Source organism: Paenibacillus lautus NBRC 15380, assembly GCF_004000945.1.
GTDB lineage: Bacteria > Bacillota > Bacilli > Paenibacillales > Paenibacillaceae > Paenibacillus_AQ > Paenibacillus_AQ lautus.
The window spans coordinates 61,720-78,708 of sequence record NZ_BIMF01000024.1 but is presented as its reverse complement, the minus strand read 5'-3'; the positions used below and the strand labels follow the sequence as shown (position 1 = coordinate 78,708).

Genomic DNA, 16,989 nt, shown 5'->3' with positions numbered 1-16,989 from the left:
CAATATCTCCTCTCTTTCCAGTTCCATGTTTTATTTCGAAAAAAAGCGTTTCTATCGCTTAAATCGGTAATGTTTTATGTTTCTTTTCCCCGCTGCCGCGGTTAAGAATATATTGCGCTAACAGAATCAGCGTGATGCTGACCAGAATGAGCAGCGTACACAGCGCGTTAATCTCTGGCGAGATGCCGCGCTTCACCTGAGCGTAAATATAGATCGGCAGCGTCGTTGAGCTTGGGCCGGCGACAAAAAAGCTGACCATAAAGTCATCCAATGACAGCGTAAAAGCAATCAAGGCGCCGGAGATAATGCCCGGTGCAATCTGCGGCAGCGTGACGTGCCGGAACGTCTGCCAAGGCGTAGCTCCCAAATCCTGCGCCGCTTCACCGAGCTGTTTGCCCATTCCAGACAATCTGGCCGTAACTACAACATATACATAAGACATACTGAAGGTGATATGAGCTATAATCACGGTCGTTTTACCGAGCGGCATATTGAGTTGACTGAACAAAACCAGCAGCGACAGCCCCATAATAATATCCGGGATAATGACCGGCAGATACAGCAGCCCATTCATGCCGCTGCGGCCTCTGCGCCCCATACTCCGAAGCGAGAGCGCCGCTGCGGTTCCGAGCAGGGTGGAAACGATCGTCGATATGACCGCCACCGTCAAACTGTTCATCAGCGCTTCCATCACGTGCCGGTTCTCGAACAGCGACACATACCAATCCAACGTAAATCCTTCCCAGTTGCCGCTAAGCCGCGTGTTGTTAAAGGAATAGATGATGATCATGATGATCGGTACATAGATGAAAGCCATCATAAGGAAAGAGTGAATCCCGAGCAGCGGGTGATTCTTCTTCTTCACTTATCTCCCCTCCCCTACGCGTTGATGGCGGGCTTGCATCGCCCGGTTAAAGAGCAGGATTAGCACGAGGGACGTAATCACAAAGATCACCGACAACGCCGCTCCAAAGGGCCAGTTGCGCGCACCCAGGAACTGCTGCTGAATAATATTACTGATCATGGAGGACTTCGCGCCTCCCAAAATATCCGTAACTACAAACATCCCGGAAGTCGAGACATACACCAGAACCGCTCCCGTCATGATGCCGGATTTACTTTGCGGGAAGGTAATGTGCCGGAATGCCTTCCACCTGGAAGCGCCCAGATCGCTGGCCGCATCCAGCAGACGCTTGTCCATCTGCTCCAGAGCCACGTAAATCGGCAGCACCATGAAGGGGATGAAGTTATAGACCATGCCGAGAAGTACGGCGCCATACGTATACAGCATCTGAATCGGCTCGTCGATCCATCCCATCCACAGCAGCAGACTGTTCACCACGCCTTGCGTCCGGAGCAGGAGAACCCAAGCATAGGTCCGGATCAGAAAGTTAATCCAGAACGGGACCGTGATCAGAATTAATCCCCAGGTTTGGATACGCGGGGAAGCGTTGGCTATATAATAGGCCAAAGGATAGCTGACTAACAAGCAAATCACCGTTGTCAGCAGCGACAATACCAGGGTATCCCCGTAAATCCCCAAATATAAAGGGTCAAAAAAGGTTTTATAGCCTTCGAGACTAAAGGAAAAAACGATATTCCCCAGCGAATCCCGCGAGAGCAGGGAGATGCCGACCACAATCAGCATCGGAACCATCAGGAACAGGGATAACCACAGCAGCACCGGAGTCAACAGGAACCTTGATTTCCTCATGGCCCGATGATCACCTCATCTTTGGTGTTCCAGTTCACCCCGACCCGTTCACCAACCTCCCAAGGATGGTCATCCGAGATATCCAGGGCAATCGTGACCTTCATCGGTTCATCATCCAATTGGACCAGCAGCTTATGAACACTGCCGAGGTACTGCACATCCTCGATCACGCCGCTCTTCCTGGCACCCGATTCCCGCTGCGGAATAAGTTTCTCCGGCCTTACGGCAAAAAGACCCTCTGGCGAGGAGAAGACGTTATTCTCCCCAACAAACGTGGCGGCAAACAGCGTTTGCGGTTTCGCATAGATCTCGCGCGGCGTGCCGATTTGCTCTACCCGTCCGTGGTTCATGATGACGATCCGGTCGGAGAGCATCATGGCTTCCTCTTGGTCGTGGGTTACATATACAAACGTAATCCCGAGCGTCCGCTGCAAATGCTTGAGCTCGGACTTCAGGTTCTTCCGCAGCTGCAAATCCAGCGCGCCGAGCGGTTCATCCAGCAGCAGTACCTTCGGTTTGTTGGCGATGGCGCGGGCGATGGCCACGCGCTGCTGCTGTCCGCCGGACAGTTGGTGCGGGAATCGTTCCCGCAGGGGAGTCAGCTGTGTCATGGCAACGGCCTCGTCCACCCGCTCCTTGATAAGCTGACGCGGCATTTTTTTCATTTTCAACCCAAAAGCGATATTGTCTTCTACGGTCATATGCGGAAACAGAGCATAGTGTTGGAATACCAGATTCAAGTCCCGCTTGTTCGGAGGCATTTCCGTCACATTCTGACCCGCCAGCCAGACCTGTCCTTTGGTCGGCTGTTCGAATCCTGCTATCATTCGGAGAATCGTCGTTTTGCCGCAGCCGCTGGGGCCCAGCAAAGTCAGGAATTCCCCTTCTTTAATGGAGAGCGACAGCGGATGCACGACCGCTTGTCCCTGAAAATGCTTCTCGATCTGGACAAGTTCAATCACATGCATCAACCCCTTCTTCAAAATGTGACCTATTCCATGTGTACATTCCTGCTAACCAGTATGCACAAAAACGTTCCCCACTAAGAAGAAACGGTCATACTGCCTATCGTGCTCAGGTTGGCAGAATCCGTTTCTTAAGGGTGGAAGCGTCTAGAAGTCTCTACTAAGAAAAAAAAGCCATATCCATGGGTATGGCTTTAACGTTTAACATAAAGTTCAGTTTTTCGCATATTCACTATACCTCGTTTTCCCCCTATACACAACACTTTTCTGCGTATTTCGACAGGGGAAGGCACGGATATGGGACCGGATTATGGTATTTCATTTTCCGAAAAGGGATGCACAAAAAACCGTTCACCCGGAAAGACCCGGATGAACGGTTTTCAGTATTCTTAGAAGAAAACAGCTACTATTTCAGCTCATATTGCACGTACAGCTGCGTCGAGATTTTGATCTCGCCCGGCTTCACGGATGTGTTGGCACCTGCGTCCGCTGCAGTGGACTGTGCTTCCATCGCCATTTTTTCGAGGCCATAGATGTTATCTACACCAACAGAACCTTCCACAATGTTAAGCACGATACCCAGCTGACGCTTAGAGGCCTTTGCCATAGCTTGGGCTTTCAGATCCGCGTTCGCCATGGCTTTATCTATCACTTGAGCTTCGAAAGCATCACGGTTCTTAACCGAGAAACGGGCGTTGCCAATGGAATTGGCGCCGGCATCGGACGCTGCATCAAGCAGATCGCCGACTTTGCTCAAGTCGCGAAGGGTGACTTCCAGGGAATGATAGGCGCTGTAATTTTTCACTTTACGTCCATTATCATCGGAATACGTATAGTTAGGTTGGACATAGAACTGTTCGGTTTTGATATCCTTGTCATCAATCTTCCATGTTTCTTTCAACAGCTTCGTAATTTTATCCATTTTCTGTGCATTGCTCTTCTGTGCGGATTTTGCGGTTTCCGCATATGATTCAGCCCCGATGGAAAGATAAACGATATCTGGCTTCACCGAGATCTCGCCTTTACCGAGTACGGTAAGAAGGTTTTGCTGTGCCGCCTCCGCCGCATGCACCTCGGTTGCCCCGCTCAATCCTACTAAAGCCGTACTTCCAGTCAACAGTGCACCTGCAATCATGATGGAACCTACTTGTTTGACCCATCTTTTCATTATTGTCAGCCTCCTTCAATATTGGCATCGCTGCCATGCTTGCCTTACCCTTCTAACGTGAGGGCATTGGTAAATGTTGCATCCGAACGGAGCGTCTTAAAATTTTTCTTCGACTTATTTTAATACGCCCCTGTTAATTGGTATATCTAGGCATGATTGGTTGATTAGCAAAATAAGATACCCAATGAAGAAGCGGTAACTGTTTAATAAGGAAGCCTTAATGGGTAACTAACTTACATCGGTGTTTAAAAAGAGGAGGTCACTATGAAATCATTCCGGATGTTATACGCGTTCATGTCACTGCTGCTACTCATGGCAGCGGGCATGCCATACGGGGCGGCAAGCGCCGCGGCAGAGCCAGCCTCCGGTAAAACCTACCAGATCGGAACGGACATTACGTTTGCCCCGTTTGAATTCCAGGATGCAAGCGGCAAATTTGTCGGTATTGACATGGATCTGCTGGACGCGATCGCAAAAGATCAGAACTTCAAATATGAGATCAAGCCGCTCGGCTTCAATGCGGCAGTTCAAGCGCTGGAAGCCAACCAGGTGGACGGAGTCATTGCCGGCATGAGCATCACGGATGAGCGGAAGCAAAAATTCGACTTCTCCGATCCTTATTTTGACTCAGGTGTGGTCATGGCCATTCGCAAGGATCAGGAGTCCATCAAAGGGTATGAGGATTTAAAAGGAAAAAAAGTCGCCGTCAAAACCGGTACGGAGGGCTACAGCTTTGCTGAATCCATATCCTCCAAGTACGGATTCACCATCGTGCCTTTTGACGATTCGGCCCAGATGTATGACGATGTCAGGACAGGCAATTCCGTTGCCTGTTTTGACGACTTCCCCGTATTGGCTTATGGAGTCGAACAGAACAACGGGCTGAAGATCGTCACGGAAATGGAGCCCGGCGCCTCCTACGGATTTGCCGTCGGCAAGGGACGGAACCAGGAGCTTCTGGAGAAATTCAATGCCGGCTTGATCAACCTGAAGGCAAGCGGAGAGTATGAACGTATTAAGGCAAAATACATTGGCGAAAATGCCGTAGGCGCGGCGAGTCAAAGCCGCTGGGAGCTGGTCGTGGAGTCGCTGCCCTCATTGCTGAAGGGCCTTGGCAATACGCTGCTGCTGACCATTGTATCGCTGTTCTTTGCGTTTTTCTTAGGGTTAATATTCGGTTTTATGAAGGTCGGACGCAATAAATGGCTCCGAGGCATCGCCACCGTATTCGTGGATATTTTCCGCGGCATACCGCTGCTGGTCCTTGCCTTCTTCATTTACTTCGGTATTCCGCAGGCGCTCGGATTCACGATGTCGCCGATCGTGGCAGCGGTGCTGACACTTAGCCTGAATGCCGGCGCTTATGTAACGGAGATTATCCGGGGCGGCATCCAATCCATTGACCCTGGACAGCTGGAGGCTGCCCGCTCGCTCGGTCTGCCATACCGCAAAGCCATGATGAAAATCATCATTCCCCAAGCGATCAAAGTCATGATCCCGACCTTTATTAACCAGCTCGTGATCACACTCAAGGATACGTCGATCCTGTCGGTAATCGGTCTGGTCGAACTGACCCAATCCGGGAAAATCATCATCGCAAGAACATTCGCTTCGTTTGATATCTGGCTCGTGGTGGCCATCATGTATCTGGTCGTGATCACGATTCTGACCAAAATTTCGGGCCGTCTGGAAGGGAAGGTGCGTCATGGATAAAATTCGCGTAGAAGGACTGAAGAAGAACTTTGGCACGAACGAGGTGCTGAAGGGCATCAACATGCAGGTCCAGGAAGGCGAGGTTGTTTGTGTCATCGGACCTTCGGGCTCCGGCAAAAGCACCTTCCTGCGCTGCATCAATCGACTGGAGGACATTACGGCAGGCAGGGTGTTCGTGCATGACAAGGATATCAATGACCCTAAAACAGACATTAACAAGGCACGGGAGAATATCGGGATGGTGTTCCAGCACTTTAATCTGTTCCCTCACTTCAACGTGCTGAAGAACATTACATTTGCCCCGGTCGAGCTGGGCAAGCAGAACGCGTCCGAGGCGCGTGCCACGGGGCTAAAACTACTGGAACAAGTAGGCCTCTCCGATAAGGCGGAGGCCTTCCCAAGCCAGCTCTCAGGCGGTCAGAAGCAGCGTGTGGCGATCGCCCGGGCGCTGGCGATGAATCCGGACATCATGCTGTTTGACGAACCGACTTCCGCGCTGGACCCGGAGATGGTCGGCGAAGTGCTCGGCGTCATGAAGGATCTGGCACGCGAAGGCATGACGATGATCATCGTCACGCACGAGATGGGTTTTGCCCGCGAGGTTGCGGACCGGGTGATCTTCATGGATGGCGGGTATATCGTAGAGGAAGGCCCGCCGGAGGAAGTATTCGGCAGACCGAAGCATGAGCGTACGATCAGCTTTTTGGAGAAGGTGCTGTAAACCATGCAGCTAACCTATCTTTAACAAGCCGCTGCCGTGCGGCTGCATCAACCGTACGCACAACTCCCTGTGCGTACGGTGCGTGGCCCTCGGGGTGTGCTTGGATGGCAGCACGCACCTTGCGGGTTGCTCCTTGTGCGGACTGTTCCCTGGCGGACGGTGCGTGGCCTAGGAGCGTGCTTAGTTGGCTGCAGAAACCGTGTGCACGGTGCGTGGCCTCGGGCGTGCTTGGCATGGCTGCAGAAATCTTGCGCACAGAGCGTGGCCTCGGGGCGTGCTTGACATGGCTGTCGACCATATTCATGCAGTGACCCTATTATTCGGCCAGCCTGTTGGGGTGAAACTAACCGGTTATTGTACGGCTAACAATGGCATGTACATGTTATGGCACGCTATGGAGTGGCATAACATGTATCGCACGGCTATGGAATGGCGTGTGCACGTTATCGTATGGCTATAGAATGGCATCTGCATTGAATTTAGAGCCGACCTGCGATGGTCTTGTTGATAGCTGCACCATTCTTTAGAGTAGCTGACGGGCCGAATGGCATCTACATTGAATCTAAGGCCGACCTGCGATGGTCTTGCGATAGCTGCGCCATCCTTTAGAGTAGCTAACGGACCGAATGGCATCTACATTGAATCTAAGGCCGACCTGTGATGGTCTTGCGATAGCTGCACCATTCTTTAGAGTAGCTAACGGACCGAGAGGACCTTATTTGAGGGAAAATAGAGATTTTCCGCAAGCTACCGGACCAAGGATCCGTTATTTCTCGAAAAGGAAGGATTTCCCTAAGCAAATCCTAAAATAACGGCTCTGGTGTCCGTTAATTTTAAATAGGGCCTTAATTTGGAGTAAATAAGGTCCTTTGTGTCCGTTTAAATTCGCAAGATTACCAGGGAATGCTTGTATTGCTTGTATTGCTGCTCTCACTTGCATTACTTGCATACACATGTATTACTTGTATTACTGCCTTCACATGCATTCTTTGCATTACTACTTTCACTCGCATCCACTTGCATTCACATGTATTACTTGCATTACTGCTTCCACTTGCATTCACACACATTGCTTGCATTACTACCTTCACTTGCATTCACTCGCATTGCTTGCATTACTACTTTCACTTGCATTCACTCGCATTACTTGCATTACTGCTCCCACTTCAATTCGCATGTATTACTTGCATTAATTCCATCCAATCTTCATATCCAATCTTCATGCACAATCTTTATATTCATTCTCACGCTCAATCAATGCTTCGTATCCAGAGATCGCTTATAAGGCACCATCACGGTAAAAATAGATCCCTTTCCTAGCTCGGATTGGACCGTTATCTTTCCCTGATGTATATCGACGATCCGCTTCACGATGGATAATCCCAGCCCGCTGCCGCCAGCGGCGCGATTGCGCGATTTATCCGCTTTGTAGAAGCGTTCGAATATATGCAGCTGATCCGACTCCGACATCCCGACTCCCGTATCCGTTATCGTAACCTTGGCCCCGTCTTCCCCTGCTTTCAGCACAATCGTGATCATGCCGTCTTCGGGCGTAAATTTGATGCTGTTGTGCAGCAAATTGGTCCACACTTGACTCAGCAGATCCTCCGTGGCCTCAATCTCTACCTCAGCGAGGTCCAGATCCACCTGAATCCGCTTCGCCAGCCATTGCGGTTCATTCGCCAACACGACCGCACGCAGCTGCCCGTCGAGCCGGTAACGCGCCCTTTCGAATGCCGGTTGCTCTCCTTCCAGGGATGACAGCTTTAACAGATTGTCACTCAGCTGCGACAAGCGGCAGCTCTCTCCTTCGATAATCTCCAGGTAACGGGCTCTCTTCTCCTCCGTGAGGCGGGGATTTCGGAGCGCTCGGGCAAACCCCCGAATCGAAGTAAGCGGGGATTGGATTTCATGGGACACATTAGAGATGAAATCCTGACGCATGGTCTCCATCCGCCCCAATTCGCCGGCCATGTCGTTAATGCCGCTCGCGATCATCTTGAACTCCCCGCGCCATTCATTTTCGTTCATCTTTACATTGAAGTCCCCCTGCGATATCCGGCGCATGGCATCCGTAATGGAATTCAGCATGGCCATTTGCCGGTGCTTGAAGAACATGCCCACGACCAGCATGCACAGGAAGAAGATGATCACGCCGACAAACAAATCGATCAGCTGGATGACATAATCCCACGGCGGGGTTCCCGTCCAGGTGTAAACAAACCGAGTCACATAGGTCGCCGCTGTCCATGACGCTCCCAAGACCGCGAAGACCAAGATCGTCTGAAGCGTTTCTCGAACGATCTTCCACAAGATTTTAGGCGTTTTTCTCATCAGCCCTCACCTGCTTCCAGGCGATATCCCAGCCCGCGCACCGTTCGAATCCTGAACCGGTACTTCTCCTCCGGGAATCGCTCCCGGAGCCGATTCACGTGAACGTCCAGCGTGCGTTCGTTCCCTTCAAAGTCATAACCCCAAATATCCTCGATCAGCCGGTCGCGCGGCAATGTGCTCCCCGGGTAACTGGCCAGCTTGAAGAGCAGCTCGAACTCCTTCAGCGGCAGGGTAAAGACCTCATCCCCCGCCTTGACCTCATAGGTTCTGCGGTTCATCTGCAGCTTGCCGATGGTCACCGTCTGTGATGCGGCTACCTGATACCGCTTCAGCAGCGCTTTGACGCGCACGACGAGCTCCGCGGGCTCGAAGGGCTTCACCAGATAATCGTCGGTGCCCAGCTCAAAGCCCTTCACAATCTGTCTCGTTTCCCCTTTGGCCGTCAGCATCAGCACCGGAATACCGGTGTTCCTCCGGATCTCCCGGCATAACTCCCATCCGTCCATATTCGGCATCATGATATCCATCACGACCAGATCGACGGATGTCTGATCCATGACGGACAAGGCCTCAACGCCGTCCGAGGCTTCGAACACCCCTTCCATCCCCGCTTCCTCCAAGAACACCTTTATGAGTTCGCGGATATTCGGGTCGTCGTCCACTACCAATATTTTTGCCACGGTGACCATCCCTTCTTCCCCAGCATCTTCTAGGCGCCCTTAGGCTCGACCGTTTCATTCATCTGCAGCTGCTGCACGGCAAACTCTCTATACATATCATGCTGCTCAATCAATTCATCATGCGTTCCCCGTCCGGTTACGGTTCCTTTTTCAATGAAAATAATTTGATCCGCTCCTACAACCGTGGATAACCGGTGCGCAATAATAATTGTTGTCCGTCCAGCCATCAGGTTCTTAAGCGCCTTCTGCACTTCAATCTCGGAACGGCTGTCCAGGCTGGAGGTGGCTTCGTCCAGCATCAGAATCTTCGGATCCCGCAGCAGGGCTCTGGCGATGGCAATCCGCTGCCGCTGTCCCCCGGAGAGCTTCACGCCCCGTTCACCCACATCCGTATCAAAACCATGAGGCAGCTCGTCGATAAATCCATCGGCGTAGGCCATTTCTGCCGCTCTTCGGATCTCCCCATCGCTCACTTCCCGGTCCATCCCATAACATAAGTTGTCACGGATGGTTCCCGCGATCATGGGACTATCCTGTGAGACATAACCGATCAATCCGCGCCATGAGCGTAAAGAGAACGTATCAATCGCCGTTTTGCCCAATCGGATCTGTCCTTTTTGTGGAAGGTAAAAACGCTCCAGCATGGAGAACAGCGTCGTTTTACCGCCGCCACTCGGGCCCACCACTGCCGTGACCGTGCCCGGCTCCATCTGAAAGCTGATATCATGCAGTACCAGCTCATCCGGCTTGTAACCAAACGAAAGATTCTCGATGGACACCCGCTGATTCGCGTTCACCACATCGCTACCTGCCGAAATGGACTCTTCCTCTGCATCCAGGGTTTCCAATATTCGCTCCGTTGCTCCTTTGGCCTTCTGAAACTGGGTAAAAAACGTCGTCAACTGCGTCATCGGCATCACGATCTGAATCAGATACAGAATAAACGCAACCAGCTCACCAGCGGTCAGTGCCCCTGTCGATACCTGAAGTCCGCCATACCCGATGACAACCACCAGCAGCATCATCAGCACGAAGGACATCAGCGGTGCGATCCAGGCGGATACCACGCCTTCCTTGATCCCGAAATTCAGCAGATTGGTGATACCTTTATGCCCATTCTCATACTCTCTGTCCTCAGCGTTAGAAGCTTTAACCAGGCGAATCTCCGACAGCACCTGACTGATATTCGCCGTAAACGTAGCCGTCTCGTCTTGCATGCCAAGCGATATTTTATACATTTTCTTGCCAAGCGGCACAAGGATCAGCGCTGCAATCGGAATGACGATGAACATTGTCAGCGTCATCTTCCAGTTTAAATAGAGGAGCACCCCAATGGAACCGACAATGGAGATAATCCCGCTGAAAAATCCGGCCACATGGTCCGATATGAGACTTTTGATCACGCCTGTATCATTCGTCATACGACTGACCGATTCCCCTGAACGGTTATGATCAAAATAGCGGATCGGCAGCACAAGCAGCTTTTTCCACAGCCGTTCCCTAAGAGCAGCCACCATCTTCTGTCCGGTATAGCTTAGCAAGAAAATCGAAACCCCGGCGGCAATCGTCTGCACCACAAACGCGATTCCAAGCCCGATGATATGGGAAGAATTCATATCCGTTAAGGAGAAGCCATCCACCAGGCTCTTCGTAAACATCGGAATGACAAGTCCGACCAGGGTTGATACCACATTTAGCAGGATGGCTCCAATCAGCAGCAGCATCGGAGGTTTCGTTTCTTTCAACAACCGGAAGAAGGCCTGTGAACCTGCTTTGCTGCTGCCGGCCAGCTTTTCCTGCGCTATTTCCTGTATAGAAGAATGATCCGTTTCTCTCATCGTTTCCTCTTCCCTTCCATCCCTGTTTATTGTCTGTAAGGAAAGAATATATCAACAAGTTAAACTGAAGTTAAACGAAGTCTTACTTTTGGGAAAACAACCTAAAACAACCCCATAAGTGGAGACTATGCTACGGTGCTTATTCCAAATACTTTGCGGGGCTCCCAAAAAACATATATATTCCAGTATATAGTAAATAGCCATCCAAGCATGCCCCGGACCACGCACCGTGCGCACAGGGAGCAGTGTGCACGATGTACAAAAAGGGCGGATATCTCCGCCCCTTCTCGAAATCTATTCTTATGTACGCGAAAAACTAGCGAGAATCACAGCAACAAGAACTTGATAGCAAAAAAAGCCTTGCAGTAACAAGACTTTTCTTAAACTTCAATCACGGTTACCCTTATTGGTTCTCGAGTTCCTCTTTGCTCACCAAGTTCACGAGTGAAGTAACCGCTTGCTCCGCGTCGGCTCCCTCAGCACTAATGTAAACTTCCGTACCAGAGCTGATCGCAAGGCTCATAATTCCCATGATACTTTTGGCATTTACTTTTTTATCATCTTTTTCAACGAAGATTTCAGATGAGTATTTATTCGCTTCCTGAACGAACAGCGCGGCCGGTCTGGCGTGAAGACCCGTCTTTAACCGAACGACTACCGGGTGCTTTGTCATGAAAATTACCCCCTATCTAATAAATCTGCTGCATTGAAAGCGCGATTGACATTTTATAATATTATACCATTTTACCATACAGGACACTAGAAGAAAAAATTCTTACCCATTCCGAATCTTTTCGGCCAATTCATCGATTTTGCGCAGACGGTGATTGACGCCGGATTTGCTGACGGTTCCTTTAAGCAGCTCGCCGACTTCCTTCAGATTCATGTCCGGATGAGCCAGCCGAATTTCCGCCACTTCCCGCAGTTTATCGGGCAAATTCTCAAGACCCATTTCCTTTTGGAGCAGCTTGATGTTCTCGATCTGCCGGACGGCCGCGCCGATCGTTTTGTTCAGGTTGGCGGTCTCGCAGTTGACGATCCGGTTTACCGAGTTGCGCATATCCCGCATAATCCGGACATCCTCGAACTTGAACAATGCCTGGTGGGCACCGATCAGATTGAGGAATTCGATAATTTTCTCGCCTTCCTTAATGTAGAAGATAAAGCCTTTCTTCCGCTCGATGCAACGTGCGTTCAGATGAAATTCATTCGCCAGATCCACCAGGGACTGGCAGTGCTCTTCATACATTGAGGCAATTTCCAGATGGTACGAAGATCCCTCGGGATTGTTCACTGAACCGCCAGCCATAAAGGCACCGCGCAAATAGGCGCGTTTACAGCAATTTTTGCGAACGATTTGTTTATCAATCCGCGATTGAAACAGAAAGCCTTCGGAAACGATGCGCAGTTCTTTAAGTATCTCCTGAACCTGGGCGGGAATACGAACGATATATACGTTATTCTTCTTCAAACGCATTTTTTTACGCACCAAAAGTTCAGTATGCGCCTGGAAATGCCTCTTAATTAAGGAATAAATACGTCTTGCAATCGCGGCATTTTCCGTTGAAATATCCAGGATTACCTTTTTGTTCGAAAGCTGAACAGAACCGTTCATCCGAATGAGCGCGGACAGCTCGGCTTTTTCACAGCAGTTCTGGCTTTCGATCATTGTCAGTTCTTTCTTCGTCTGTGCCGCAAAGGACAAGGTACTCACCCCTTTCGTGTAATCCAATCCTGTACCAGCTGAAAAATATGGTTGCTCAGCTTGTCAGCGTCATGCCTTAAGTATGTTCTAAATAGCACAAGCTTATCTGCAATGAGTTTGTACCCTCTGCTGGTCACCTCATCACGATCCAGGAACACGGGCTTTGCACCCTTCTGGGCATACTTATCCTGAACCTGAGGCGGGATTTCTCCATCATTTACAATAACATAATCGAACAGATGAAGACCAATATGGTCGTAAACGGCCTGCAAATGATCGCTCACCGTATAATTATCGGTTTCTCCAGGCTGCGTCATCACATTGCACACGAACATTTTGATCGCCTCAGAGGATACGATGGCTTCAGCAAGCTTGGGAACAAGCAAATTGGGCAAAATACTGGTATACAGGCTTCCCGGACCGATCAGAATCGCATCGGCCTGCTGAATCGCCTCCAGCGCCTCCGGCAGCGGCTCGACATGCTCCGGCTCCAAGAAGATCCGCTTAATTCGCTGTCCAGCCTCCGGGATTTTGGATTCACCGGTCACAATGGAACCGTCCTCCATCTCCGCATGCAAAATAACAGCTTCACCCGCCGCAGGCAGCACCTGTCCACGAACAACAAAAACCCGGCTCATCTCCTTGACTGCCGTGACAAAATCACCGTGCAAATCCGTCATGGCAGCCAAGATTAAATTGCCGAGGCTGTGCCCGGCCAGTCCCGAGCCATTCTTAAAACGGTATTTCAATATATCGGATAACAGCGGCTCCACATCAGCAAGCGCTGTAAGTACATTTCGAATATCTCCCGGGGGCGGCATCTGCAATTCGCTACGCAGTATGCCGGAGCTTCCCCCATCATCAGCGACGGTAACGATGGCCGTAATATCGAGCGGCTTTTCCTTGAGTCCCCGCAGCATAACGGACAGCCCGGTTCCTCCACCCATCACCACGATGCGGGGACGCTTTCTAGCTTGCACAGCCACATTTATCACTTCCCTTAATTAATGCCGATCCCGATCAGAATCACGGTGACTCACAGATACCGTCTCCGTTTCGCTAACGCCCAGCATTTTGCCAAGGTATTCCGCTATCGCAACGGAGCGGTGCTTCCCGCCGGTACAGCCGATGCCGATAATAACCTGGCTTTTGCCTTCCTTCCGATACTGCGGGATCAAGAAATGCAGCATATCGAGCAGTTTGGTTAGAAAAGCCTGCGTCTCCGGCCATTTCATCACGTATTCATATACATCACTGTTCTGACCGGTATTGGGGCGCAGCTGCTCAACATAGTGCGGGTTGGGCAGAAAGCGCACATCAAACACCAGATCAGCGTCAATCGGAATACCGTATTTAAACCCAAAGGATGTGATATTTACCGATAACGTGCTGCTCTCCAGATGTGTGAAGCGTGAGATAATCTTCTCCTTCAATCGCACAGGCTTCATATTGCTGGTGTCGATCACCTGAGTGGCCGAATTCTTTAGCTCATCCAACATTTTGCGCTCCAACCTAATACCGTCGAGCGGCATGCCTTCCGGAGCGAGCGGATGGCGGCGGCGGCTTTCCTTGTAACGTTGAACAAGCACGGAATCCGTTGCATCGAGGAACAGAATCTCGCAATGGATGGTAAAGTGATCCTTGATGTAACTCAGAGACTCTGATAGAGCCGTGAAAAATTCGCGGCCACGCAGGTCGATGACCAATGCAACCTTGCCGATCTTACCCTTGGATTGATCGATCAGCTCCGCGAATTTGGGAATGAGCACCGGAGGCAGATTATCGACGCAAAAAAATCCAAGATCCTCCAGACTTTGTACGGCCAAGGTCTTACCTGCTCCCGACATCCCGGTGATGATGATCAGGGTGGCCATGGATGATGTGTTGCTGCCGCGGTTGGCTGCTTCCAGCATCAGCTTTCCCTCCCTTATAAGTTTAGATCAGACGATGTATGGTGAATAATGACTACGAACGCAAATGCAGACCAGCAGCGCCTACAACGCCGGCATCGTTGCCAAGCTCAGCCGGAACGATGCGTACACCTCGCTGAAGCGGCTCTGGTGTCAGCTTCGCAAATACAGCGCGGACTTCGTTAAACAGAATGTCGCCGGCTTTGGATACGCCGCCGCCGATAATAAAGGCTTCCGGATTCAACACGGCCGCAACGGCTGCCATGGATTTGCCCAGGTAATAAGCTGCGCGATTCACGATCCGAATGGCAACTTCATCGCCGGCTTTTGCAGCATCAAACACTTCCTTCGCCGCAATGCTCTCTACATGTGCAAGGGAAGTACGGTCGCCACGCTCTACGGCATCCTTCGCCATGCGGATAATGCCGGTTGCCGACGAAACCGTCTCCAGGCAGCCCATTTCACCGCATCCGCATTGAATCGCTTCCAAGTCCGGCACAACCGAGATATGTCCAAGCTCGCCAGCCATGCCGCCGAAACCCTGATAAATCTTGCCGTTAATAATAATGCCACCGCCGACGCCGGTACCCAGCGTGTAGCATACGCAGTTCTCAACGCCGCGGCCTGAGCCGCTCCACGCTTCACCCAATGCTGCCACATTGGCGTCGTTGTCTATTTTGACGGGCTTGCCGAGACGCTCTTCAAGCAGTGCGCGAATCGGTACATCTTTAAATCCTACATTCGGTGCCAGAATAATGATGCCTTCACGAATATTCGTAAAGCCGGCGAATCCAGCTCCCACACCAGCAAGTTGATCCCAGCTGTATGGCGATTCTTCTACAATGTGACGTACATATTTCTCAATGTTGTCAATAACCGTGTCAACGCCTTTGGCTGTTTCCGTCGGCCCCTCATACTTATGCAGAAGATGCCCTTCTTCGTTGCAAATTCCAACTTTAATTGCTGTTCCGCCCAGATCGACACCGACGTAGATGTTCTCAGACATGTTTCAAGCCACCTTTTTCCTTCTATATTATAGATTGCTCCTACTGTACCCACTATAATTGAAGGCACTCCTGCGGTCAAGAGAAGACAACGTGACGGGAAACCGTAAGCAGACCTTTAATCGCGCCAATGTAAGCGCATACAAACAACCTCGAAACCGCCCTTATTTGTTCATAATCAAACCTCCTCTATCCTTCATCAGATCACACATGACAAATGTCACTCCGAAGTGATGACATCCTTTACTAACGGGTATTCCTTCGCTTTCGTATGATGAATTCAGATCATTTCGATGACAAAGGAGCGATACCATGTCAAAACCAATCCATGAACCTATTGCAGAACTGCGGCAGGTAACCAAAATGTTCGGAAGCAAAAAAGCAGTCAACCAAGTGTCGTTTACGATAGAAAAAGGATCTATCACGGCCATTCTCGGGCCAAACGGAGCAGGTAAATCAACCGCCATCTCCATGATGCTCGGTCTGAAGGACGCCAGCGAAGGCGAGGTCCTCCTGTTCGGTCGAAGCCCGAAGGACTTGAAGGTCCGCGAGAAGATCGGCGCCATGCTTCAAGAGGTGAGCGTCATGGACGGGCTCCGCACGCGTGAAATCATCAATCTCATTCGCGGCTACTATCCGAACCCGCTGTCACTGTCGGACATCGCCCTGCTTAGCGGGCTCACAACGGAAGAGCTTAACAAATGGGCCGTCAAAATGTCCGGCGGCCAAAAACGCAAGCTCAGCTTTGCACTGGCAATTGCGGGGAACCCTGAGCTGTTATTTTTCGATGAACCCACGGTCGGCCTGGATACATCGGCACGCCGGTTATTCTGGCAGACGGTACGCAAGCTTGCCGATCAGGGCAAAACGATTCTGTTTACCACGCATTACCTGCAAGAGGCTGACGATATGGCTGACCGCATTCTGCTGTTCCACCAAGGTCAGGTTGCTGCAGACGGCACGCCGGATGCTATCAAGGCTAAGCTGACCCGAAGGTCGCTCTCCTTTATCGTCGATGCGGACCACCAGCAGGTCAAGGAGCTGCTTCAGGAGGTTCCCGGCGTAACGGATGTATATGAACTGAACGGTCGGCTGAACGCTGTAACTGATGACACCGACACGGCACTAGCGGCTCTGTTCCGGGCCGGGCTGGCTGTACGTGACGTCCGTATCGATCAAGGTAGCCTGGATGAAGCATTCGACCAATTAACGATGAATCAAGGGGAGGCCGTATAAT

General features: G+C 51.0%; 16 protein-coding genes. 4 read left to right on the top strand and 12 right to left on the bottom strand.

Going from position 1 to position 16,989, the window contains the following annotated elements; all coding sequences use genetic code 11:
* Positions 1-58: 58 nt before the first annotated feature.
* The 4 genes from PLA01S_RS27725 to PLA01S_RS27710 form a co-directional block, all read right to left on the bottom strand.
* A complete protein-coding gene (locus PLA01S_RS27725) occupies positions 59-865 on the bottom strand; it encodes an ABC transporter permease (RefSeq protein ID WP_127595094.1) in 807 nt (268 codons plus the stop codon).
* Positions 866-1,714 carry an ABC transporter permease gene (locus PLA01S_RS27720; RefSeq protein ID WP_127595092.1) on the bottom strand — a complete coding sequence of 283 codons (849 nt, stop codon included), beginning with the start codon at positions 1,712-1,714 and terminating at the stop codon, positions 866-868. It lies immediately after the preceding gene.
* Positions 1,711-2,682 carry an ABC transporter ATP-binding protein gene (locus PLA01S_RS27715; RefSeq protein ID WP_127595090.1) on the bottom strand — a complete coding sequence of 324 codons (972 nt, stop codon included), beginning with the start codon at positions 2,680-2,682 and terminating at the stop codon, positions 1,711-1,713. Before PLA01S_RS27715 ends, PLA01S_RS27720 begins: the two co-directional genes overlap by 4 nt.
* A 403-nt stretch (positions 2,683-3,085) precedes the next feature.
* Complete coding sequence (locus PLA01S_RS27710; RefSeq protein ID WP_127595088.1) at positions 3,086-3,847, bottom strand: SIMPL domain-containing protein; 762 nt, start codon at positions 3,845-3,847, stop codon at positions 3,086-3,088.
* A 324-nt stretch (positions 3,848-4,171) separates the two neighbouring features.
* On the opposite strand from PLA01S_RS27710, the gene PLA01S_RS27705 reads away from it, so the two are divergent.
* From PLA01S_RS27705 to PLA01S_RS27695, 3 genes are all read left to right on the top strand, one after another.
* Entirely contained in the window at positions 4,172-5,560 is a 1,389-nt protein-coding gene (locus tag PLA01S_RS27705) for an amino acid ABC transporter substrate-binding protein/permease (RefSeq protein WP_246059885.1), read from the top strand.
* On the top strand, positions 5,553-6,281 hold the full coding sequence (locus tag PLA01S_RS27700) for an amino acid ABC transporter ATP-binding protein (protein ID WP_127595084.1): 729 nt from the start codon (positions 5,553-5,555) through the stop codon (positions 6,279-6,281). Before PLA01S_RS27705 ends, PLA01S_RS27700 begins: the two co-directional genes overlap by 8 nt.
* Before the next feature lie 184 nt (positions 6,282-6,465).
* Positions 6,466-6,741 carry a hypothetical protein gene (locus tag PLA01S_RS27695; RefSeq protein WP_127595082.1) on the top strand — a complete coding sequence of 92 codons (276 nt, stop codon included), beginning with the start codon at positions 6,466-6,468 and terminating at the stop codon, positions 6,739-6,741.
* Positions 6,742-7,535: 794 nt separating this feature from the next.
* Here PLA01S_RS27695 and PLA01S_RS27690 read toward each other — a convergent pair.
* From PLA01S_RS27690 to PLA01S_RS27655, 8 genes are all read right to left on the bottom strand, one after another.
* Complete coding sequence (locus PLA01S_RS27690) at positions 7,536-8,615, bottom strand: HAMP domain-containing sensor histidine kinase (protein WP_127595080.1); 1,080 nt, start codon at positions 8,613-8,615, stop codon at positions 7,536-7,538.
* Complete coding sequence (locus PLA01S_RS27685) at positions 8,615-9,295, bottom strand: response regulator transcription factor (RefSeq protein ID WP_127595078.1); 681 nt, start codon at positions 9,293-9,295, stop codon at positions 8,615-8,617. The genes PLA01S_RS27690 and PLA01S_RS27685 overlap by 1 nt, the downstream gene beginning before the upstream one ends.
* Positions 9,296-9,324: 29 nt before the next feature.
* Positions 9,325-11,133 (bottom strand): ABC transporter ATP-binding protein, encoded by a 1,809-nt coding sequence (locus PLA01S_RS27680; protein ID WP_127595076.1) that lies wholly within the window; start codon positions 11,131-11,133, stop codon positions 9,325-9,327.
* A gap of 403 nt (positions 11,134-11,536) precedes the next feature.
* On the bottom strand, positions 11,537-11,806 hold the full coding sequence (locus PLA01S_RS27675; RefSeq protein ID WP_006207570.1) for an HPr family phosphocarrier protein: 270 nt from the start codon (positions 11,804-11,806) through the stop codon (positions 11,537-11,539).
* 102 nt (positions 11,807-11,908) lie between these two features.
* Positions 11,909-12,838: a DNA-binding protein WhiA gene (gene whiA, locus PLA01S_RS27670; RefSeq protein ID WP_127595074.1), complete on the bottom strand. Its 930-nt coding sequence runs from the start codon at positions 12,836-12,838 to the stop codon at positions 11,909-11,911.
* Positions 12,839-12,843: 5 nt separating this feature from the next.
* The gene (gene mgfK / locus PLA01S_RS27665) at positions 12,844-13,824 is read right to left on the bottom strand and encodes a gluconeogenesis morphogenetic factor MgfK (RefSeq protein WP_098741336.1); all 981 of its coding nucleotides are present in this window, start codon (positions 13,822-13,824) and stop codon (positions 12,844-12,846) included.
* A gap of 18 nt (positions 13,825-13,842) precedes the next feature.
* Positions 13,843-14,751 carry an RNase adapter RapZ gene (gene rapZ, locus PLA01S_RS27660; RefSeq protein WP_071219481.1) on the bottom strand — a complete coding sequence of 303 codons (909 nt, stop codon included), beginning with the start codon at positions 14,749-14,751 and terminating at the stop codon, positions 13,843-13,845.
* A 52-nt stretch (positions 14,752-14,803) separates the two neighbouring features.
* Positions 14,804-15,754 (bottom strand): ROK family glucokinase, encoded by a 951-nt coding sequence (locus PLA01S_RS27655; protein WP_098741335.1) that lies wholly within the window; start codon positions 15,752-15,754, stop codon positions 14,804-14,806.
* A gap of 310 nt (positions 15,755-16,064) precedes the next feature.
* On the opposite strand from PLA01S_RS27655, the gene PLA01S_RS27650 reads away from it, so the two are divergent.
* A complete protein-coding gene (locus PLA01S_RS27650) occupies positions 16,065-16,988 on the top strand; it encodes an ABC transporter ATP-binding protein (protein WP_127595072.1) in 924 nt (307 codons plus the stop codon).
* Position 16,989 lies beyond the last annotated feature (1 nt).